This is a genomic window from Actinomadura sp. K4S16 (genome assembly GCF_008327685.1).
Lineage (GTDB): Bacteria > Actinomycetota > Actinomycetes > Streptosporangiales > Streptosporangiaceae > Spirillospora.
The window spans coordinates 115,464-136,167 of sequence record NZ_BDDE01000030.1 but is presented as its reverse complement, the minus strand read 5'-3'; the positions used below and the strand labels follow the sequence as shown (position 1 = coordinate 136,167).

Genomic DNA, 20,704 nt, shown 5'->3' with positions numbered 1-20,704 from the left:
TCGAATTCCTCGCGACCGTCCCAGAAGGATTCCGACCGTACGCCCCCGGTCGGCTCTTTCCGACACGGCGACCCAGCACCGCGAGGGCACAGTGAGGGCGGCCGGGCCCCGAGGAGGATGAACACTCCCTTGCACCGGCCCCGGGACCCGGCCGCCTCTCCGCCTGCCGCGCCGGGGTTACGAGGTCAGGTAGAGCTTGCGGTCGAAGACCCCGGAGCCCGGCGTGCTCTCACCGCGGGCGATGGCGGAGCCGCTGCCCGTGCCGTTGGAGGGGCACAGCGCGCTGCTGCCCGTCTGCCGCACGAGCGTGATGTCGTCGGACCTGCCCTGCGCGTCGTCCTGGTCCGGCATCGGACGGTTCGGGTTGTCGCGGTTGTAGACGTCGAAGCGCAGACCGTCGGTGCTCCCCGTCCGGAACCCGTAGTAGCAGGTGACGGTGATGCCTAGGATCTTGCCCTCCATCTTGAAGCGCAGGCCGCCGTTGATGGACAGGACGCCGTCCCGGCCGCCCTGGACCGGGTCGTAGGCGACCTGGCCGCTCCTGTCGGCCACCTCGCCGAGGTCGAGGTCGGTGGCCGGAGAGCTGAGGCCGTTGGACGTCCGGCACGCGCCGATCGACGCTGCGGTCAACTCGCCCGCGCCGGTGGACTGGACGGTGCCCTGCAGCCGGGCGCCGTCGCAGGAGCCCGTGACCTTCGCGCCGAGGTAGTCGACGGAGAACTGGAGCGCCCCGACGGTGGCGACCTGCCAGTTGCCGGAGTACGGCGCTCCGGCGGCGGTCTCCTCGCGGATCGTGGTGGTCGCGGCGGAGGCGGCGGGCGCCGCCAGGGCGAGCGCGGCGGTCGCGGCCGCCAAGGGCGCGACCAGCCTGATGGGAGCCTTCACGGGGTTTTCCTCCTCGGGAAGAGGGATTTGATTTTTTCTACCCGAGTGACCGTGAAAAGCAAGGGCTTTCCAGCCCGATATCCACAGTTTAGAGAATTCCGCTAAACGGCGGCCGCTGAATGCTCGGCGCCCGATATGTCAAGCGCGGAGTTGCGCACTTGGTGCGCAAGAAGAGGAGGGCGCGCGGCCGGGACGGGAGGTACGGACGGAACCCGGCCGCGCGCCTGGCCTGTCAGTGGAACACGGGCTTCATCGCGTACACGCGGTTCGGCTTGTTTTGACATCCTCTCCGCTCTGAAGGGCGGAGATTCCCTCCACGCTGCGTGGGGTCCGCGCGGCGTCCGGGTGGGTTACCGCTTCGTCGCGCGGTGCCGCCATCGCTGGTGGTCTGACCCGCGCTCCACGGTCGTTTCGACTCTCCGCCCGTCCGGCGGCGAGTACGTTCAGCGCCGCGTTCACGTCCCGGTCGTGGGCTGCTCCGCAGGGGCAGTCCCACGCCCGGACGCTGAGCGCCATCTTCTCATTGGTCCCGCCGCACGCCGAGCACATGCGGGTGGACGGCAGGAACCTGTCCACCCGGCCGAAGGTGCGCCCGTACCGGGCGGCCTTGTACTCCAGCATGGCGGTGAAGGCGGCCCACCCGGCGTCGTGGACGCTCTTGGCGAGCCGGGTCCGGCCCAGACCGGCCACGCACAGGTCCTCGACGTACACCGCTTGGTTCTCGCGGATGATCGCCGTGGACAGCTTGTGCTGCCAGTCCCGCCGGGTATCGGCCACCCGCGCATGCGCCCGCGCGACCTTGACGACGGCCTTCCTGCGGCGGTTGGAGCCCTTCTGCTTGCGCGACAGGGCCCGCTGCAACCGCTTGAGCTTGCGGGCCGCGCGGCGCAGGAACCTGGGCGCGGTCACCTTCGTGCCGTCCGACAGCACCGCGAAGTGCGTCAGGCCAAGGTCGATCCCCACCTCGGAGTCGACCGGCGGCAGCGTCTCATCCTGCTGAGTGGTCACCACGAACGACGCGAAATACCGGCCGGCCGCGTCCCGGACGACCGTCACCGACGACGGGGCGGACGGCAGCGGCCGCGACCACCGGACCTGCAGCTCGCCGATCTTCGGCAACCGCAGGCGGCCGTTGTCGAGGACCTTGAAGCGGGAGTTCTTGGTGAACCTGATCGCCTGCCGGTTGTCCTTGCGCGACCGGTACCGAGGCGGGGCCAGTGCGCGTCCTTTGCGCTTGCCCGAGACCGAGGCGAAGAAGTTGCGGTACGCGGTGTTCAGGTCGGCCAGGGCCTGCTGCAGCACCACCGCCGACACCTCACCCAGCCACGCCCGCTCCGGCGTGGCCTTCGCCAGGGTGATGACCTGCCTGGACAACTCGGCGTCCGAAATGTACGGCAAGTCCTGCTCGCGGGCCTCCCGGCGTGCGCGCAGCCCGTCGTTGAACACCACCCGCGCGCACCCGAACGCCCGAGCCAGCGCGATCTGCTGACCAGGCGTTGGATACAAGCGGTAGTTGTACCGTAACTGCACACCCGCACCGTACCGGTCCACAACCGAACTCGAAGGCATTCACATCGGCGGAGACCGCGTCGTTGCGATGCATGTTCACTTGGCCTTCGTGACGAAGTTCCGGCACAAGGTCGCGGACGCTGATCTCGGCGGCGTGCCCGACGGCGAGGGGCGCGCTCTCCTTGAGCGTGTTGCCGTCGCGGTCGTACTCGCGGATGACGCCGTGGCCGCCGCCCACGTCGAACCCGACGTAGAACCGGCCGCGGCGGTAGGCGAGGCCCTGCATGTTGTCGGTGTGGGGGACGTTGAACAGCAGGTCGAAGGTGTAGGGGCGGCCGGCCGCCGCCGCGGGGCGGGCGCCGGCCAGGGCGGCGGCTCCGGCGAGCGTGGCGGCGCCCGCGAAGCCGAGGACTCTGCGGCGGGTGGGAGCGACCTCGCCGAGTCCGGGTCCGTGCATCGTGCCTCCTTGGTGGGGGGTGATGGGGAGGAAGGTCAGGGGCGGGCCGGGCGGGGGGCCTCCAGCACCTCGGGGTTCGCGCAGTGGACGAGGGGCTCGCCGCGCAGGTGGCGGCCGACGTCCCGGGCGAGGATGCGGGCGGCGTTGGCGGCGGTCTGCTTGCTGGCCCCGGCCAGGTGCGGCGTGACGACGATGTTCGGGGTGGTCAGCAGCCGCGACCCGGCCGGGATCGGCTCCTCGGGGAACACGTCGAACGCGGCGGCGAACAGGTGCCCGGACTCGGCGGCGTCGCAGACGGCCTCGTAGTCCAGCAGCGACCCGCGCGCGCAGTTGACGATGATGGAGCCGGGCGGCATCGCGGCGATCTGCGCGGCGCCGATCATCCCCGTGGTCTGCGGCGTCGCGCGGGCGTGCAGGGAGACGATCTGCGCGCGCGCCAGCAGCTCGTCGAGCGGGACGAGCTCGGCGATGCCCGACAGGTCTCCGAGGTCGTCCAGGTAGGGGTCGTGGACGAGCACGCGGGCGCCGAGCGCGGCGAGCATCCGGGCGACGCGGCGGCCGACGGCGCCGCAGCCGACGAGGCCGGCGGTGCTGCCGAGGATCTCGATGCCGACGTCGTCGTAGCGGTAGTAGTCGCCGCGCCACTGCCCCGCCATCAGGTCGACGTGCGTCTGCGGGATGCGCCGCACCGCCGCGAGGATCAGCCCGAGGGTGTGCTCGGCGGTCGCGCCCGCGTTGCGTCCGGGCGCGAAGCAGACGGCCACGCCGTGCTCGGTCGCGGCCTCCAGGTTGGCGTTGACGGGCCCGCCGCGGCTGATGCCGAACAGCCGCAGGTCCGGGGAGGCCTCCAGGATCCGCCGGGTCAGCGGGGCCATCTGGGTGACGCAGACCTCGGCGCCGCGCAGCGCCTCGATGAGCTGCTCCTCGGTCCCGGACGCCTCGTCCACCTCGGCGACGCGCCCGAACGGCTCCACCGGCCACGGCAGCGTGACCTCCGAGAACGCCAGACCGCCGGGGGTCTCGGCGCGCAGGGCGTCGATGAGCAGGTCGTTGCGGACGAAGAGGTCACCGGCCGCGAGCACGCGGGTAGTCATTCATCGCTCCAGTGGGGTGTTGAACTCCAGGAGGGCGGCCTCGCCGTCCCGGAGCCGGATCTCGGTCAGTGCGCAGTTGCCCAGCGACGGGAACCGCCGCCGGTAGTCCTTGAGCGGCATCCCCAGCAGCCGGCACAGCGCGAGCCGGATCGCCGTGGAGTGCGCGACGACCAGGACGCGCCCGCCCTCGTGCAGGCGCGCGATGTCGTCCAGGCAGGCGGTGAAGCGGCGCGCGGCGGCGGCCGGGTCCTCGCCGCCGGGCAGGTGCGCGGCGACGGGGTCGGCCAGGAACGCGCGCAGCTCCTCGGGGAACTTGCGCTCCATCTCCGCGCGGGTGAGCCCCTCGCCCTGCCCGAAGTCCAGTTCCCGGAGCCGCCCGTCGACGTGCAGCCGCGAGCCGATCGCCGCGGCGGACGGCGCCGCGGTCAGCCGGGACCGCGACAGGTCCGAGCACCACACCGCGTCGGGCCGGGCCTTCGCCGCCCACGCGGCCAGCGAGCGGGCCTGGTCCAGGCCGAGCGGGGTCAGCGCGACGTCGCTGACCCCGGCGTAGCGGTTCTCGGCGTGCCATTCGGTCTCCCCGTGCCGGACGAGGACGAGGCGCGTCATCGGGATGTCCTCTCGCGTGCGTGCGCGGCGGTCTCGGCGGGCAGCCACCCGCGCCGTTCCAGCTCACCGACCAGGCGCAGGTAGGGCGCGTCGAACACGCCGGTCTTTTGCGGACGCGGGTCGATCACCGCCTTGACGGCGACCATCCGCCCGGCGGTCTCGGCGACGTCGCGGCCCGGCGCGGCGGCGAGCACGGCGGCGCCGAGGGCGGGCTCGGCCTGCCGGGGCAGCACGACCGGGCGGCCGAGGATGTCGGCGCGCAGCTGGCACCAGTACCGGCTGCGCGCGGCCCCGCCGGTCAGCGTCAGGTCGCCGCCGGTGGGCGCGCCGAGCAGGTCGAGGTGGTCGAAGCAGAGCCGCTCCAGGTAGCCGACGCCCTGCAGGACGGCGGCGAAGTCGTCGGCCTCGTCGCCCGTCCCGCCGAGCCGGAACCCGCGGGCGTCCGGCGCGAGGAACGGGAACCGCTCCCCCGCCGGGACGAGCGGGTACGCGAGCGCCGCCGCCGGTTCGTGCTCCGCCGCGCGGCGGTCCAGGTCGGCCAGGTCCCGGCCCGGGAAGTCGCGGGAGATCGCGCCCGCGCCGGTGCTGGACGCGCCGCCGGGCAGCCACCGCCCGTCCGGCGCCTTGTGGGAGTAGACGACGCCGAACGGGTCCTGGACGAGTTCGTCGCTGACGCCCTTGAGGACGAGGGTCGTCCCGAGGACGGAGTTCCACGACCCGACGGTGAGGCGCCCCGTCCCGAGCTGGGCGGCGCACCCGTCGGTGGCGCCCGCGACGACGGGGGTCCCCTCGGGGACGCCGGTCGCCTCCGCGGCGGCGGCGCAGACCGTCCCGAGCGGCGTGCCGGACCGTTCCAGCGGCGGGAGCAGGCCGGCGGGGACGCCCAGCGCGTCGAGGACGTCCGCCGGCCAGGCCTCGGCGATGAGGTCCGCACCGGTCTTGAGCGCGTTGCTGAGGTCGGCGGCCACCGGATGGCCGGTCAGCCGCCGGTTGACGAAGTCGGCCTGGTGGGCGAGGCGGGCGCCCTCGTGCGGGTGGTTCTCCAGGAGCCACAGCAGTTTCGGCAGGGCCCAGGCGGGCTGCATGCGCTGGTAGCCGAGGGAGCGCCACACCTCGCCGCCGGCCTCGTTGACCCGCTGGACGTGCGCGGCGGCGCGGGTGTCGTCGTACATGAGGGCCGGGGTCAGCGGCCGGCCTCCGTCATCGGTGAGCAGGACCGTCCCGGACGTCGCGTCGACGGCGACGGCCTGCACGGCCCCCGCCGGGACGTCCCGGAGCGCCTCGCGGCAGGCGGCGCCGACCGCCGTCCACCAGTCCTCGGGGTCCTGCTCGTGCCGGGGGCCGTCCCGCCGCCCGGTCAGCGTCCGGCTGCCGGCCCCGGCCACGTCCCCCGACGCGGTGACGGCGAGCGCGCGCACGCTCTGCGTCCCCAAGTCGATCCCGACCCAGACCTCCTCGTTCTGGTCGGTCACCGGGCGCCGCCGTCCTGGCCGGTGCGGGCACGGGCCGCCGCGAGCGTCGGCCAGGCGGGCGCCGTGGCCGAGCGGATCGCCAGGAAGTCCTCGTAGGCCCGGGCGTAGTGGTCGGCCCGGCCGGGGTCGGGGGCGTAGGCGTCGCCAGGACGGACGTGGGCGTCGGCGGCCTCGCGGGCGCCGGCGGCCCGCCCGGTGGACAGGAGCCCGACGATGAACGCGCCGCGCGCGCCGGCCTCGGTGTCGGCCGACCGGACGACCGGGACGCCCGTGACGTCTGCGAGCATGCCCAGCCAGACGGGGCTCGCCGAGCCGCCGCCGCTCACCCGCAGTTCGGTGGGGCGGGTCTCGGCCGCGGTCAGGCAGTCGCGCACGACCAGGCTGAGCCCTTCCAGCACGGCGCGGGCGATGTGCTCGCGCTCGTGGTGGACGGTGAGGCCGTGGAACGCGCCGCGCGCCCGCGGGTCGAGGAACGGGGCCCGTTCCCCCGCGGGCGACAGGTACGGCAGGAAGACCAGCCCGTCGGCGCCCGGCGGCGCCTGCGCCGCCAGGTCGGCGAGCGCACCCGGTGCCGGCAGGCCGAGCACGCGGCACGCCCAGTCGACGACCTGGCCGCCCGCGAGCGTCGGGAAGGCCCGCAGGTAGCGGCCCGGCAGGCCCATCGCGACCGTGAGGCCGGACGGGTCGCCGGTGAGGCGCGGGCCGTCCACGACCGTCTCCGTGCACAGCGTGGTGCCGAGGATCGTGCAGGCCTGGCCGGTGTCGACCGCGCCCACGCCGATCGCGGTGGACGCGATGTCGTACGGGGCGAGGACGACCGGCAGCCCCTCGGGCAGCCCCAGCTCGGCCGCCGCCTCCCGGGTCAGCGGGGCGGCGCGCCGGTCGTCGCCGCGCACCTCGGGAAGGAGCCTCGCGGCCCATTCCATGTCGTAGCGGCGCAGCAGGTCGTCGGAGTACCGCAGGGCGGCGATGTCCAGGAACGGCGCGGACGCGTCCGAGCCGTCGACCGCGATCTCCCCGGTGAGCCGGGAGAAGATCCAGCCGCCGCAGGTCAGGGACGCCGCCGAGCGGGCGAGCCGGTCGGGGTCGTGCTCGCGCAGCCAGGTGAGGATCGCGTTCGGAAGCCCCGCGAAGTGCAGCGACCCGTTGACGCGGAACGCCCCCTCCAGCACGCCTGCGGCCGCCCAGCGCTCGACGGCCGGGGCGGCGCGGCCGTCGTTCCACAGGATCGCCGGGCCGGTGGGGGCGCCGTCGCCGTCCACCAGCCAGCAGCCGTCGCCCTGCGCGGTGAGCGCCAGGAAGTCGGGGTCGCCGCCGACCCGGGCGAGCACCTCCCGGACGGCGTCGGCGACGGCGCGCCACACCGCGGCCATGTCCTGCTCGGCGTGTCCCGGCGCGGGCCGGGACACCTCGGTGGGCCGCCGGGCGACGGCCAGTTCGGCGCCGTCCCCGCCGTACCCCACCGCCTTGATCATCGTGGTGCCCGCGTCGACGCAGACGACCGTCATCGGCTCCCCCGTCCGTTGCGTAGTGGTCCCATCAGATGCGCGGTCCCATCAAAGCGCGCGCCGGTCAGGCGCGCCCGTGCGAGGCGCGCGAGCGGCGGGCGACCGAGTCCAGCGCCACGGCGAGCAGCAGGACGGCGCCGGTGACCATGAACCGGTAGGACGAGTCGAGGTTCAGCAGCGTCAGCCCGCTGGAGATCGACTGGATGACCAGGATGCCGAGCAGCGCCGCGAACGCGTTGCCGCGCCCGCCGAACAGGCTCGTCCCGCCGATCACGGCCGCCGCGATCGCGTTCAGGTTAACGTCGCCGCCGCCGCTGCTCTGGTTGGCCGCCGCGAGCCGCGCCGCCGCGAGGACGCCGCCGATCGCGGCGAGCGTGGTGCACATGACGAACGCGGAGGTGTAGACCGTCCGGACGTTGATGCCGGCGCGGCGCGCCGCCTCGACGTTGCCGCCGACCGCGTACACGGACTTGCCGTACTTCGTCCGGGACAGGACGTAGTGCGTCGCCAGCACGAGCACCAGGAACAGGACGAACATCCAGCCGACACCGCGGTCGCGGTTCAGGTACCAGACCGCCACCGCGAGGCCGGCCAGCAGGGCGGCGCTGCGGAGGATCAGCGTGCGCTCCGTCGTCGCGGGCAGGCCCGCCCTGCGGCGCTGCGCGGCCCGGTTGTGGCCCGTCAGGTACAGGATGGCCGCGCCCGCGACCACCAGCGCGTACGCCAGCCACGGCGGGAGGAAGTCGAGCTGGGCGAACGTCACCAGCCGCGAGTCGAACGGCAGGTTGATCGAGCCCTTGGGGCCGAGGATCCACAGCTGGAGGCCGAGCCAGCCGAGCAGCCCGGCCAGGGTGATGACGAAGCTGGGCACGCCGAGCCGGTTGAACACCTGCGCGTAGAACCAGCCGAGCGCGACGGCCAGCACCACCGCCGCGGCGATCGCCAGCCAGGACGGCCAGCCGTGGTCGACGAACAGCACCGCGACCACGGCGGCGCTGAGCCCGCTGACCGAGCCCACCGACAGGTCGATCTGCCCGACCAGCAGCATGAACACCACGCCGAGCGCGATCACGCCGACCGGCACGCACTCCAGCGCCAGGTTGACCAGGTTGGCGCTGGACAGGAAGACCGGGTTGAGGATCTGCATCACGGTCCAGATCACGATCAGCCCGCCGACCACCGGCGCGACGCCGAGATCGCCGCCGCGGACCCGGTCGGCGGCGGCCGCCAGCGCGGCGCGCACGCCCCGGTCGCCGGAGTCGCCCGGCAGCCCGGTCCTCGCCTCCGGCGGCGCCATGAGGTCACTCATCGCCCGCTCCCTTCCTCAGGCCGCCCGGTGCGACCCGCTCGGGCCGGTCGTCGGCCGGCTCCTGCGCTCCGGCGGCGTCCACCGCGCCTTCGGCGGCGTCCTCCGCGTCCCCGGCCTCGGGACGGGCCTTGCCCGCGCGGCGGCTCACCACGTTGTCGGCCGCGCCGGTGATGGCGGCGACCAGTTCCTCGGCGGAGGTCGTCCGCGCGTCGAACACGCCGTTGTTGCGGCCGAGCCGCAGCACGGCCACGGTGTCGGCGACGGCCTGCACGTCCGCCATGTTGTGGCTGATCATGAGCACGCCGTGGCCGCGCTCCTTGAGCCGCTCGATCAGGTTGAGCACCTCGGCGGTCTGCGCGACGCCGAGCGCGGCGGTCGGCTCGTCCAGGATGATGACCTTGGGGTCGCCGAGCAGCGACCGGGCGATCGCCACCGTCTGGCGCTGGCCGCCCGACAGCGCCGCGACCGGCACCTCCACCGAGGGGATCTTCGCCGAGAGCTGGGTGAGCAGCTCCCGGGACCGGACCTCCATCGCGACGTCGTCCAGGCGCAGCGCCCGCATCTCGCGGCCGAGGAACAGGTTCTCGATCACGTTGAGGTTCTCGCAGAGGGCGAGGTCCTGGAAGACGGTCGCGATCCCGAGCTGCTGCGCGGCGGCCGGGGTGGGGATGCTCACCTCCCGCGACTCGAAGGTGATGGTCCCCGCGTCCGGGGCGTGCACGCCGGACAGGACCTTCACCAGGGTGGACTTGCCGGCGCCGTTGTCGCCGACGAGGGCGACGACCTCGCCCGCGGCGACGTCCAGGTCGACGCCGGTGAGCGCGGCGACCGCGCCGAACGACTTGCTGACGCCGCGCAGCGACAGCAGCGAGCCCGCCGCGCCGGCCGGTGGAGTGGGCGATGGTGACATGACGAACCTTCGGGAGATCGCTACTTGAGGCCGAGCTTCGCGCAGGCCGCCGCGTACTCGGCCGTGCAGACCTTGTCGGTCTTGAGGGCGCCGTCCGGGCCGAGCAGGACCTTGCCGATGTTGTCCTGGGTCACCACGGTCGGGGTGAACAGCTCCGACGGCGTGCCGAACAGCGTCGTGTTGCCCTTCGGGCCCTCGCCCTGGACGAACTTGTACGCGGCGTTCGCGGCCGCCTCCGCGACGATCTTGATCGGCTTGGAGATCGTGTTGTACTGGTCGCCGGCGATGATCCGCTGGGCGGCGGCGAGCTCGGCGTCGTTGCCGGTGACGGGCGGGACGTCCACGCCGGCGGCCTTGAACGCGGCGACGGAGGCGCCCCCGGTGCCGTCGTTCGCGGCGACGACGCCCGCGATCTGACCGCGGTACTTGCTGATCTGGCCGCTGACCCACTCCTGGGCCTTCGCGGGCTCCCAGCCGGGCGTGTCGTACTCGGCGAGCAGCTTGAAGCCGCTCGGGTCGACGGCGCTGTGGATGCCCTTCTTGATGAGGTTCGCGGCGGCGTCCGTCGGCGAGCCGTTGACCTCCAGGATGCCGCCCTTCGCCTTCTCCTGCTTGAGGTGGTCGACGAGCGACTGGCCGATCATCGCGCCGATCTTCTCGTTGTCGAACGAGACGTAGTAGTCGGCCTTGGCCGCCGGGATGGGGCGGTCGTAGGCGATCACCTTCACGTCCCGGGACTGCGCCATCCGGACGATCGACGCCGCCGCGGCCGAGTCGACCGGGTCGATCACGATGGCCTTGACGCCCTGGGCGAGCACCGAGCTCGCCTGCTGCTGCTGTTTGGAGGCGTCGGCGCCGGCGTTCTGGTAGAGCACCGAGCAGCCGCCGCACAGCTGCTTCATCCTGGCCTTGAACAGCGGGGCGTCGTAGAGCTCGTAGCGGGTCGAGGCGATGTCGGGCATGAGGAACGCGATCTTGGCGTTCTTCGCGTCGCCGCCACCGGACCCGGCGCTCTTGGAGGAGCACGCCGCGGCGGGCGCGAGCACGGCCAGCGCCGCGGCGGCCGCGGCGACCGTCCTGAGGGAGGGCTTCTTCACAGAGTTCTCCTCGGGGGTACGCCCGTGAAGGGGGCGATGGAGCCGATGCGGCGGCCGTGCGACCGGGCCGGCCGGCCGCCGCGGGGAGAACGTAACATTGTGAACGTTAGAAATGTCAATACATGGGCGTTAACTAACACAGATGATCGTGAACAGGGATGGCCGGTGACCCGGTTAGCCCAGGTCACAGCTCAGCATCGATCCCGTAGGGGCCCTAGGCACGCACGGGGCAGGGGATGTTAGTTATAACGTCCGTCGTTCACACGAGGTCAGCGGCGCGGGCGCGCGGCGACCTCGTGCTCGACCTTGTGCTGCGCCAGCTCGGCCAGCGCCGCGGGCGTCGCCCCGTCGTCGACGATGACCCGCTCGAAGTCGCTCAGCGGCGCGACCCGGTGCAGCGCGGTACGGCCCAGCTTCGTGTGGTCCACCAGCAGGACGTTGCGGACGGCGCTGCGCAGCATGGCCCGCTTGACGACCACGACCCGCTGCTCCTGGTGGCCGGCGTTGCCGGCCGACACCGCCGAGGTCGACACGAAGCACAGGTCGACCTGCAGCGACTCGATCATCTCCACGCACGAGACGCCCATGAACGAGTTGTGCAGCGGGTCGTAGTCGCCGCCGAGCGCGATCAGCCGGATGCCCTGCACCGGGGCCAGCAGGTTCAGGCCGTCCAGGAAGTTGGTGACGACCGTCAGGGGGCCGAGGCCCGGCAGCCGCCGGGCGAGGGCGAGGGTGGTGGTCGAGTCGTCGAGCATGATCGCCATGCCGGGCTCGACCAGCTCCACCGCCCTGGCGGCGATGGCCTCCTTCTCCTCGCGCATCGTCTTGGCACGGTAGGCGACGCTGCTCTCGAAGACCCCGGACCGCTGCGCGGTCACCCCGCCGCGGTACTTGCGGACGACCCCCTGGCGCTCCAGCTCGTCGAGGTCGCGATGGATCGTCATGAGGCTGACCCCGAAGCGCTCGGCGAGCTCCGCGGCCGTCCCCGACCCGGCGGCGAGCACCGCCTCGGCGATCGCGTCCTGCCGCTGCGCGGGCCCCCGCCGCTGCCGGTCGCTCATGCCCCGCTCCTCACGTCCGGACGCCAGGCCAGAAGTTAACACCACGAATGTTAAGAGCTCAACTCACCGGGTCACCGAGCGCCGCCCCGGTCGCCGGCAGGCCCGCCGCGCGCCACGCCTTGAACCCGCCCACGATGTCGGTCGCGCGCGTCAGCCCGAGGTCGTGCAGGGACGCGGCGGCGAGGCTGGAGGTGTAGCCCTCCGAGCAGAACACGATGACGCGGACGTCGTGGCCGGTGGCCTGGGGCAGCCGGGCGTCCGAGGACGGGTCGAAGCGCCACTCCAGGACGTTGCGCTCCACGATCAGCGCGCCCGGGATCTCGCCCTCGCCCGCCCGCTGGGCGGCCGGGCGGATGTCGACCAGCACCGCCCCGTCGCGCGCCTCGGCGTGGGCCTGGTCGGGGCGGACGCGCGCGAGCCGGTCGCGCGCCTCGGCGAGGATCTCATCAATGGTGCGTGCCATGCACCAATCATGGCAGCTCAGGCGGCCAGCTGAGCCTCGGCCGAGGCGAGCACCTCCTGGATGCGCAGGCCGTGGGCGGCGTCCAGCGCCGGGCTCGTCCCGCTCCGGACGGCGGCGGCGAACTCGGCCACCATCGTGGCGAACGCGTCGTCGCCGAGCTGCGACCAGTCGAGCCGCGCGTGGCCGCCCCGCCCGTACACCTCGACGTGGGCGGGCGGGAGCTCCCCCATGCCCGCCATCGACACCGAGGCCTGGCTGATCGCGCCGCCCTCGTGCTCCAGCGTCAGCCCCAGCCAGCCGAGGGGGTCGCCGTGCGCGCGGACGCCGGCGACCCGGCCCAGCGCGGCGTCCAGCAGGTCGACGATGTGGGGGCCGAGGTCGAGCAGCGCCCCCTTCTCCAGCCGCCACGGGGTGGCGAAGGGCCCCCCGCTCAGTACGGACGACACGAACGAGCCGTAGCCGCCGAACGGCTCCAGCCCCCGCGTGCGGTCGAGGAAGTCGCGGGCGGCCCGCGAGTAGCGCAGCGTGAAGACCATCTGCGACACGACGCCCGCCTCGGCGACGGCCCCCGCGAGGCGGCGGGCGCCGTCCAGGTCCATGGCGAGGGGCTTCTCCAGCAGGACGGCCTTGCCCGCGCGGGCGGCGCGGGCGGCGAGGTCGGCCTGGACGTCCGGCGGGACGGAGAACGCGACGGCCTCGCAGGCGTCGAACAGGTCCTCGATCCGCTCGAACGACGGGGCGCCGTGCTCGCCGGCCAGCGCGGCGGACGCCTCCGGCCGCCGCGCCCACACGCCCGCGAGCCGGGTCGCCGGGCCCGCCGCCAGCGCGGGCGCGTGCACCATCCCCGCCCAGGGTCCCGCTCCGACCAGCCCCACCGCCACGGAATCGCTCATGGGACAAACCTAGGCGATCTACCAGCTTCCCGGCGCGGGCCGGAGGCGGGCCGGGTGCCGCGGCCGTCAGCCGAGCTGGACGCCGAAGAACAGCGCGAGGAGGGCGCCGAGGGCCCCGAGCGCGCCCCAGACGGCGAGCCCGGCCTTGGAGGTGGCGCGCATGTGCAGGAACGCGGCCACCCCGGACAGCAGGACGAAGACGAGCTTCACCTCCAGGGTGCGCTGCGCGGGGCCGCCCAGGTCGCCGGCGGTGATGTTCCAGATGCCGGTGAGGACGAGGACGGCGAACGCGGGCCAGGCGATCGCGTTGAACCGGCGGGCGGCGGCCTTGGTCACGCCCTCGTAGCCGCGCAGCGCGGGTACGAGGGCGCCGAGCGTGATCTGCCCGCCGACCCAGATCGTCGCGGCGAGGACGTGCAGGAAGATCCGCAGGTCGGCGAGGGTGACGGCGAGCACGAGGTCCTCCGGGGGCATGCGGGGCGGTGGTCGGAAGGGTTGCCCTCGGACGTTACCGCCCGCCCTCGCGGAGTCCGGCACCGCCCCGGATCTGTCAGGCCCGCTCCCACCCGCGGCGGGGCCGGTGCATGCCGAGCTGCTCGTCGCGGCTGCGGTAGACGATGTAGGGGCGGGTCAGGTAGCCGATCGGCGCGGTGAGCATGTGCACCAGCCGGGTGAACGGCCAGATGCAGAACAGGACGAGCGCGCTGATCGCGTGGAGCTGGAACAGGATCGGCACCCCGGTCATCAGCGCGGGGTCGGGCCGCAGGTAGAAGATCGACCGGAACCAGGGGGAGACCGTCTCCCGGTAGTCGTAGCCGCCGCCGATGATGTTCGCGACGACGGTCGCGGACAGGCCGAGGAGGATGGTCAGCGCCAGGACGGCGTACATGAGCTTGTCGTTGCGGGTGGTGGCGGAGAACACCGGCCCGACCGTGCGGCGCCGGTAGATCAGGATCGCCAGTCCGGCCAGCGTGCAGAAGCCGGCGATGGTGCCGAGCACGACGGCGACGATGTGGTACATGTCCTCCGTCACGCCGGCGGCCCGCGTCCAGCCGTCGGGGATCAGCAGCCCGCCGACGTGGCCGAGCGCGACGACGAGGATGCCGAAGTGGAACAGCGGGCTGCCGATCCGCAGCAGCCGCCGCTCGTAGAGCTGGGACGAGCGGGTCGTCCAGCCGAACTTGTCGTAGCGGTAGCGCCAGATGTGCCCGAGCACGAACACCGCCACGGCGACGTAGGGCAGGGCGACCCAGAGCAGGATGCCGCCGACGCCGGGTTCGCCGCCGCTCTCGGCGGCGAGGACGGGCAGGTCACTGGTCATGAGCGGGCTCCAAGGACGGGATCGGGCAGGAAGACGGGCCCCATGGCGGTCGCGTCGGCGCCGTAGGGGGCGAGGCCGACCTCCTCCTCCGGCGGGCCTTCGGCGATGAGCCGGGCGACGGCCTCCTCCGTCCGCCCGGTCAGCGGCGGCAGCGTCGCCGCGACGGCGTCCAGGACGTCCTTCCACGGCGAGCCGGACTCGGTGAGGGACAGGCGCAGGAGCTCCAGGCCGGCGCGGTGCTCCAGGAGCAGCCGGCGGCCCTGGGCGAGGTCGCCGGTGGCGGCGAACTCCAGCACGACGGACAGGTGGTCGGGCAGCTCGCCCTCGTCCAGGTCGAGCCCGGCCGCCTGGTACGCCTGCTTGAACCGCACCAGGGCCATGCCGCGTTTGCGGGTGTCGCCGTAGGCGTAGTACGTGAGGTACAGGCAGCAGCGTTTGCGGTGGTCGAACGTGGCGACGTAGTCGGCCGCCAGCTCGCGCGGCGGGGTCGCGTCCAGATGGTCGAGGATGCGGCCCAGCGGCTCCGCGACGTGCGCGGGCAGGCCCGCCACGGCCCGGCGCAGCAGCGGCCGCCGCCCGAGCAGTTCCTCGTCGGGGTAGCCGAGCAGCAGCGAGGCGGCCTGCCAGGCGGTGGCCAGCTCGGCGTCGCTGAGGCCGGACCTGCTCGCGGGTCTGATCTTCACGGCTTGGGCTCCGTTTCCGCGTCGCCCGAGTCCGCGGGCGGGTTGCCGCCGTCCGGGCCCGGGCCCTCGTCCTTGCGGGCGGGGAACAGCCCGGCCGGGGCGCCCTTGCCGTCCCAGTTGAGCAGGTTGACGCGCTTGTGCTTGTCGGCCGGGTCGACCGGATTGTCGGAGGTCTGCCGCTCCCTGAGCATCTGGAAGTTCTCCACCGCGATGGGGCTGGGACCGCCGGACGCCTCGCCGAACGGCCCGGAGCCGCCGCCCAGGCCCGCTCCGCCCATCCCCGGCCCGCCCTCGTAGTCGAGGGCGCACTCGGTCGCCAGTTCCTCCAGGCCGTGCGCCTGCTCGGCGTGCGCGGTGGGGATCACGTACCGCTCCTCGTACTTCGCCAGCGCCAGCAGCCGGTACATGTCGTACATCGCCTCCCCCGACATCCCGACCCCCTGGGGGATCGTCTCGTCGGGCTCGCGGCCGAGGTTGATGTCGCGCATGTAGGACCGCATCGCGGCCAGCCGCCGCAGCACGGCGTCCACCGGGGCGGTGTCCCCGGCGGTGAACAGTTCGGCGAGGTACTCGACCGGGATGCGCAGGGCGTCGATCGCGGCGAACAGGTTCCCCTTGTCCTCGGCGTCGTGGCCGGTGTCGCGGACGACGTCCACGACCGGCGACAGCGGCGGGATGTACCAGACCATCGGCATCGTCCGGTACTCCGGGTGCAGCGGCAGCGCCACCTTGTAGGTGTTGATCAGGGCGTGGATCGGGGAGCGCTGCGCGGCCTCGATCCAGTCGGCCGGGATGCCGTCGCGCTCGGCCGCCGCCACGACCTCCGGGTCGTTCGGGTCCAGGAACACCTGCCGCTGCGCCTCGTAGAGATCGGTGTCGTCGGGGGTGGACGCGGCCTCCAGCACCTTGTCGGCGTCGTAGAGGACCAGGCCGATGTAGCGGAGCCGCCCGACGCAGGTCTCCGAGCAGACGGTGGGGATGCCGACCTCGATGCGAGGGAAGCAGAACGTGCACTTCTCGGCCTTGCCGGTGCGGTGGTTGAAGTACACCTTCTTGTACGGGCAGCCCGACACGCACATCCGCCAGCCGCGGCAGCGGTCCTGGTCGACCAGGACGATGCCGTCCTCGGCGCGCTTGTAGATCGCGCCGGACGGGCAGGACGCCGCGCAGCTGGGGTTGAGGCAGTGCTCGCAGATCCGCGGCAGGTAGAACATGAAGGTCTTGTCGAACTCCATCTTCACCTTGTCGGAGATCTCCTTGAGCAGGACGTCCTTGTCGCCGTGCTCGATCGAACCGCCGAGGTCGTCGTCCCAGTTCGCCGACCAGGAGACCTTCATGTCCTCGCCCGACAGCAGCGACTTCGGCCGCGCTACCGGCGTGTGCTCCTGCAGGGGCGCGTTGGTGAGGGTCTCGTAGTCGTAGGTCCAGGGCTCGTAGTAGTCGTCGATCCCGGGCAGCTTGGGGTTGGAGAAGATCGTCAGGAGCTTGCGGAGCCGGCCGCCGCCCTTGAGGGCGAGCCGGCCGCGCCGGTTCAGCGTCCAGCCGCCGCGCCAGCGCTCCTGGTCCTCGTACCGCCGGGGGTAGCCCTGCCCGGGCCGGGTCTCGACGTTGTTGAACCACACGTACTCGACGCCGCTGCGGTTCGTCCACGCCTGCTTGCAGGTGACCGAGCAGGTGTGGCACCCGATGCACTTGTCGAGGTTCATCACCATCGACATCTGCGCCATGACCCGCATCAGTACTGCACCTCCTGGGAACGGCGGCGGATGACCGTGACCTCGTCGCGCTGGTTGCCGGTCGGGCCGAGGTAGTTGAACGCGAACGACAGCTGCGCGTAGCCGCCGATGAGATGGCTCGGCTTGATCAGCAGCCGGGTGAGCGAGTTGTGGATGCCGCCGCGGCGGCCGGAGGTCTCCGAGCGCGGGACGTCGATCAGCTTGTCCTGCGCGTGGTACATGTACACCGTGCCCTCCGGCATCCGGTGCGACACGATCGCCCGGGCGACGACGACGCCGTTGCGGTTCACCGCCTCGATCCAGTCGTTGTCGCGCACGCCGATCTTCGCGGCGTCCACCCCGCTCATCCAGATCACCGGGCCGCCGCGCGACAGCGACAGCATGAACAGGTTGTCCTGGTACTCGGAGTGGATCGACCACTTGTTGTGCGGGGTGAGGTACCGGACGGTCAGCCCCAGCTCGCCGGTCTCGCCGAGCTCGGGCTCGCCGAACAGGGCGGACATGTTGAGCGGCGGCCGGAACGTCGGCAGCTGCTCGCCCAGCTCGGCCATCCAGTCGTGGTCGAGGTAGAAGTGCTGCCGCCCGGTCAGGGTGTGCCACGGCTTGAGCCGCTCCACGTTGATCGTGAACGGCGAGTACCGGCGCCCGCCGGCCTCCGACCCCGACCACTCCGGGGAGGTGATGACGGGGACGGGACGCGCCTGGGTGTCGGCGAACGTGATCTGCTTGCCCTCGTGCTCGGCGGCCAGATCGGCCAGGCGCTGCCCGGTGCGCCTCTCCACCGCCCGGAAGCCCTGGGTGGCCAGGTGCCCGTTCGTGGTCCCGGACATCGCCAGGATCGCCTCGCAGGCGTGCACGTCCCGCCGCAGCGACGGGCGCCCGTCCGCCGGGCCGCCCCGCACCACGCCGTTCTTGTGCTTCAGGTACTGGACCGCGCCCTCCATGTCGAACGTGACGCCCTTGGTGGTCGCGCCGAGCCGCTCGGCGAGCGGGCCGAGCGCGGTCATCTTCGCGGCGACGGCCGGGTAGTCGCGCTCCACCGTCACCAGCTTCGGCATCGTCACGCCGGGGATGGGCTCGCATTCGCCCTCGGCCCAGTCGGCCACGCGCCCGTGGGGGGTGGCCATCTCGTCGGGGGTGTCGTGCAGCAGCGGCACGGCGACGACGTCCTTGCGGACGCCCAGATGCCGCTCGGCGAGCCGGCTGAACTGGACGGCGATGTCCTGGAAGGCCCGCCAGTCGCTCCGGGTCTGCCACGGCGGCGCGATCGCCGGGTTGAACGAGTGCACGAACGGGTGCATGTCGGTGGTGTTGAGGTCGTGCTTCTCGTACCAGGTCGCGGCCGGCAGCACGATGTCGGAGTAGACCGTGGTGCTGGTCATCCGGAAGTCCAGCGACAGCAGCAGGTCCAGCTTCCCGGCCGGGGCCTCGTCCCGCCAGACGACCTCCTTGGGGCGCTCGTCCGGCGGCGTCTCCTCCGCCCGTACCGCGTCGGCGGCGCCGAGCAGGTGCTTGAGGAAGTACTCGTTGCCCTTGGCGGACGAGCCCAGCAGGTTGGACCGCCACACGGTCAGGACGCGGGGGAAGTTCTCGGGGGCGTCGGGGTCCTGGCAGGCGAACTTCAGCCGGCCGGCCTTCAGCTCGTCCACGATGTGCTCGCCGGCCTGCCTCCCCGCGGCCTCTGCCTCGTCGGCGAGGGCGAGCGGGTTGCGGTCGAAGGTCGGGTAGGACGGCATCCAGCCCAGCCGCGCCGCCTTCGCGATCACGTCGGCCGTGGACCGTCCGGCGAGCTGCCCGCCGCCCGTCGCCGCCGAGAGCGTTCCCGCGTCGAACTGGTCATAGCGGAACTGGTCGGAGTGCAGGTACCAGAAGGCGGTGCCGATCATCTGGCGGGGCGGGCGGGACCAGTCCAGCCCGAACGCCAGCTGCGCCCACCCGGTCACCGGGCGGCACTTCTCCTGCCCGACGTAGTGCGCCCAGCCGCCGCCGTTCACGCCCTGCCCGCCGGTCAGCGTGGTCAGCGCGAGGAACGTCCGGTAGATGGTGTCGGAGTGGAACCAGTGGTTGGTGCCCGCGCCCATGATGATCATCGACCGGCCGCGGGACTCCTCGGCGTTCGCCGCGTACTCGCGCCCGATCCGCTCGGCCGCCTGCGCGGGGACGCCGGTGATGGTCTCCTGCCAGGCAGGCGTGCCCGGCTCGGACGCGTCGTCGTACCCGGACGGCCAAGAGCCGGGCATGCCGTCCCGCCCGACCCCGTACTGGGCGAGGAGCAGGTCGTAGACGGTGGTGACGAGGTGGCCGCCGACGTCCCGGACCGGCACGCCCCTGCGGAGCGTTCCCGGCGCGCCGTCGATGCCGTCGAACCGGGCGAGCTCGATCTCGACGGCCTCGCCGCCCTCGACCGAGAGCAGCGGGTCGGCGTCGCCCAGGTCCAGGTTCCACTTGCCCACGCCGGCGTCGCCGTAGCGGAATCCGAGCGACCCGTTCGGCACCAGCGGATGGCCGGTGTTCGCGTCCAGGATCACGGTCTTGAACGCGGCGTGCTCGGACTCGGCCTCGGCGCCCGGCAGGTCGGCCGCGGTGAGGAACTTGCCCGGGACGCAGACGCCGTCGCGCTCCTCCAGCCGCACGAGGAACGGCAGGTCGCTGTAGCGCTTGACGTAGTCGGCGAAGTACGGCGCCTGCCGGTCGACGAAGAACTCCTTGAGGATGACGTGTCCCATCGCCATCGCAAGGGCGCCGTCAGTGCCGGGTTGGGCCGCCAGCCACTCGTCGGCGAACTTGACGTTGTCGGCGTAGTCCGGGGAGACCGCCACGACCTTCTGGCCCCGGTAGCGGGCCTCGGTCATCCAGTGCGCGTCCGGCGTCCGCGTCACCGGCACGTTGGAGCCCCACATGATCAGGTAGCCGGCGTCCCACCAGTCGCCCGACTCGGGCACGTCGGTCTGGTCGCCGAACACCTGCGGGGACGCCACCGGGAGGTCGGCGTACCAGTCGTAGAACGACAGCATCGTCCCGCCGATCAGCGACACGAACCGGGCGCCCGACGCGTGCGACACCATCGACATCGCCGGGATCGGGGAGAACCCGGCGACCCGGTCCGGGCCGTACTCGGCGATCGTGTGGACGTGCGCGGCGGCGATCATCTCGGTCGCCTCGTCCCACGACGCCCGCACCAGCCCCCCGCGGCCCCGCGCGCCCTTGTAGACCCGGCTCTTCTCCGGGTCGGAGACGATCTCGCGCCACGCCTCCACCGGATCGCCCGTCCGCGCCCTGGCCTCCCGGTACATCTCCAGCAGCACCCCGCGCACGTACGGGTAGCGCACACGCGTCGGCGAGTAGGTGTACCAGGAGAACGACGCGCCCCGCGGGCAGCCGCGCGGCTCGTACTCGGGGCGGTCCGGGCCCACCGACGGGTAGTCGGTCTGCTGCGCCTCCCAGGTGATGATGCCGTCCTTGACGTACACCTTCCAGGAGCAGGACCCGGTGCAGTTCACCCCGTGCGTGGAGCGCACGACCTTGTCGTGCGACCAGCGGTCCCGGTAGAAGGCGTCCGCCTGCCGCCCGCCCTTCTTGGTCATGGTCCGCAGATCCGGTGAGACCTGCGCGCGGGTGAAGTACCGCCGCGTGCTCACCAGTGCGTCTTCCAGCGGGCCGTCCAGTCCGGGCCGGCCATCGGTCGAGCTCAACTCCG

At 72.8% G+C, this 20,704-nt stretch carries 17 protein-coding genes; all 17 read right to left on the bottom strand.

Translation table 11 applies throughout. The features are described from left to right. Positions 1 to 177 precede the first annotated feature (177 nt). The 17 genes from K4S16_RS41820 to K4S16_RS41740 all read right to left on the bottom strand — a co-directional run bounded on the left by K4S16_RS41820 (position 178) and on the right by K4S16_RS41740 (position 20,699). On the bottom strand, positions 178 to 885 hold the full coding sequence (locus tag K4S16_RS41820) for a hypothetical protein (protein WP_149264659.1): 708 nt from the start codon (positions 883 to 885) through the stop codon (positions 178 to 180). A gap of 249 nt (positions 886 to 1,134) precedes the next feature. Beyond that, positions 1,135 to 2,415: an RNA-guided endonuclease TnpB family protein gene (locus K4S16_RS41815; protein ID WP_149264658.1), complete on the bottom strand. Its 1,281-nt coding sequence runs from the start codon at positions 2,413 to 2,415 to the stop codon at positions 1,135 to 1,137. Between the two features lie 471 nt (positions 2,416 to 2,886). Then, positions 2,887 to 3,945, bottom strand: coding sequence for a 2-hydroxyacid dehydrogenase (locus K4S16_RS41810; RefSeq protein ID WP_149264657.1), 1,059 nt, complete (start codon positions 3,943 to 3,945; stop codon positions 2,887 to 2,889). After that, complete coding sequence (locus tag K4S16_RS41805) at positions 3,946 to 4,554, bottom strand: histidine phosphatase family protein (protein ID WP_149264656.1); 609 nt, start codon at positions 4,552 to 4,554, stop codon at positions 3,946 to 3,948. It abuts the gene before it with no gap. After that, the gene (locus tag K4S16_RS41800) at positions 4,551 to 6,026 is read right to left on the bottom strand and encodes an FGGY-family carbohydrate kinase (RefSeq protein WP_149264655.1); all 1,476 of its coding nucleotides are present in this window, start codon (positions 6,024 to 6,026) and stop codon (positions 4,551 to 4,553) included. Before K4S16_RS41800 ends, K4S16_RS41805 begins: the two co-directional genes overlap by 4 nt. After that, positions 6,023 to 7,534, bottom strand: coding sequence for an FGGY-family carbohydrate kinase (locus tag K4S16_RS41795; RefSeq protein WP_149264654.1), 1,512 nt, complete (start codon positions 7,532 to 7,534; stop codon positions 6,023 to 6,025). The genes K4S16_RS41800 and K4S16_RS41795 overlap by 4 nt, the downstream gene beginning before the upstream one ends. A 64-nt stretch (positions 7,535 to 7,598) precedes the next feature. Continuing rightward, on the bottom strand, positions 7,599 to 8,843 hold the full coding sequence (locus K4S16_RS41790) for a sugar ABC transporter permease (RefSeq protein ID WP_149264653.1): 1,245 nt from the start codon (positions 8,841 to 8,843) through the stop codon (positions 7,599 to 7,601). After that, complete coding sequence (locus K4S16_RS41785) at positions 8,836 to 9,753, bottom strand: ATP-binding cassette domain-containing protein (RefSeq protein ID WP_149264652.1); 918 nt, start codon at positions 9,751 to 9,753, stop codon at positions 8,836 to 8,838. Before K4S16_RS41785 ends, K4S16_RS41790 begins: the two co-directional genes overlap by 8 nt. Positions 9,754 to 9,773: 20 nt before the next feature. Beyond that, positions 9,774 to 10,850: a substrate-binding domain-containing protein gene (locus K4S16_RS41780; protein WP_149264651.1), complete on the bottom strand. Its 1,077-nt coding sequence runs from the start codon at positions 10,848 to 10,850 to the stop codon at positions 9,774 to 9,776. Positions 10,851 to 11,119: 269 nt separating this feature from the next. Next, entirely contained in the window at positions 11,120 to 11,911 is a 792-nt protein-coding gene (locus K4S16_RS41775) for a DeoR/GlpR family DNA-binding transcription regulator (protein WP_149264650.1), read from the bottom strand. Between the two features lie 58 nt (positions 11,912 to 11,969). Further along, positions 11,970 to 12,374: a rhodanese-like domain-containing protein gene (locus tag K4S16_RS41770; RefSeq protein ID WP_149264649.1), complete on the bottom strand. Its 405-nt coding sequence runs from the start codon at positions 12,372 to 12,374 to the stop codon at positions 11,970 to 11,972. A gap of 17 nt (positions 12,375 to 12,391) precedes the next feature. Beyond that, a complete protein-coding gene (locus K4S16_RS41765) occupies positions 12,392 to 13,267 on the bottom strand; it encodes a Gfo/Idh/MocA family protein (protein ID WP_149264648.1) in 876 nt (291 codons plus the stop codon). A gap of 66 nt (positions 13,268 to 13,333) precedes the next feature. Further along, entirely contained in the window at positions 13,334 to 13,741 is a 408-nt protein-coding gene (locus K4S16_RS41760; RefSeq protein WP_200842428.1) for a hypothetical protein, read from the bottom strand. Positions 13,742 to 13,817: 76 nt separating this feature from the next. Beyond that, positions 13,818 to 14,588, bottom strand: a complete 771-nt coding sequence (gene narI, locus K4S16_RS41755; protein ID WP_149264647.1) for a respiratory nitrate reductase subunit gamma — start codon at positions 14,586 to 14,588, stop codon at positions 13,818 to 13,820. Continuing rightward, the gene (narJ, locus tag K4S16_RS41750; RefSeq protein WP_235037412.1) at positions 14,585 to 15,271 is read right to left on the bottom strand and encodes a nitrate reductase molybdenum cofactor assembly chaperone; all 687 of its coding nucleotides are present in this window, start codon (positions 15,269 to 15,271) and stop codon (positions 14,585 to 14,587) included. Before narJ ends, narI begins: the two co-directional genes overlap by 4 nt. Further along, on the bottom strand, positions 15,268 to 17,007 hold the full coding sequence (gene narH / locus K4S16_RS41745) for a nitrate reductase subunit beta (protein ID WP_149264646.1): 1,740 nt from the start codon (positions 17,005 to 17,007) through the stop codon (positions 15,268 to 15,270). The genes narJ and narH overlap by 4 nt, the downstream gene beginning before the upstream one ends. Next, on the bottom strand, positions 17,007 to 20,699 hold the full coding sequence (locus tag K4S16_RS41740) for a nitrate reductase subunit alpha (RefSeq protein WP_149264645.1): 3,693 nt from the start codon (positions 20,697 to 20,699) through the stop codon (positions 17,007 to 17,009). Before K4S16_RS41740 ends, narH begins: the two co-directional genes overlap by 1 nt. Positions 20,700 to 20,704: the final 5 nt, after the last annotated feature.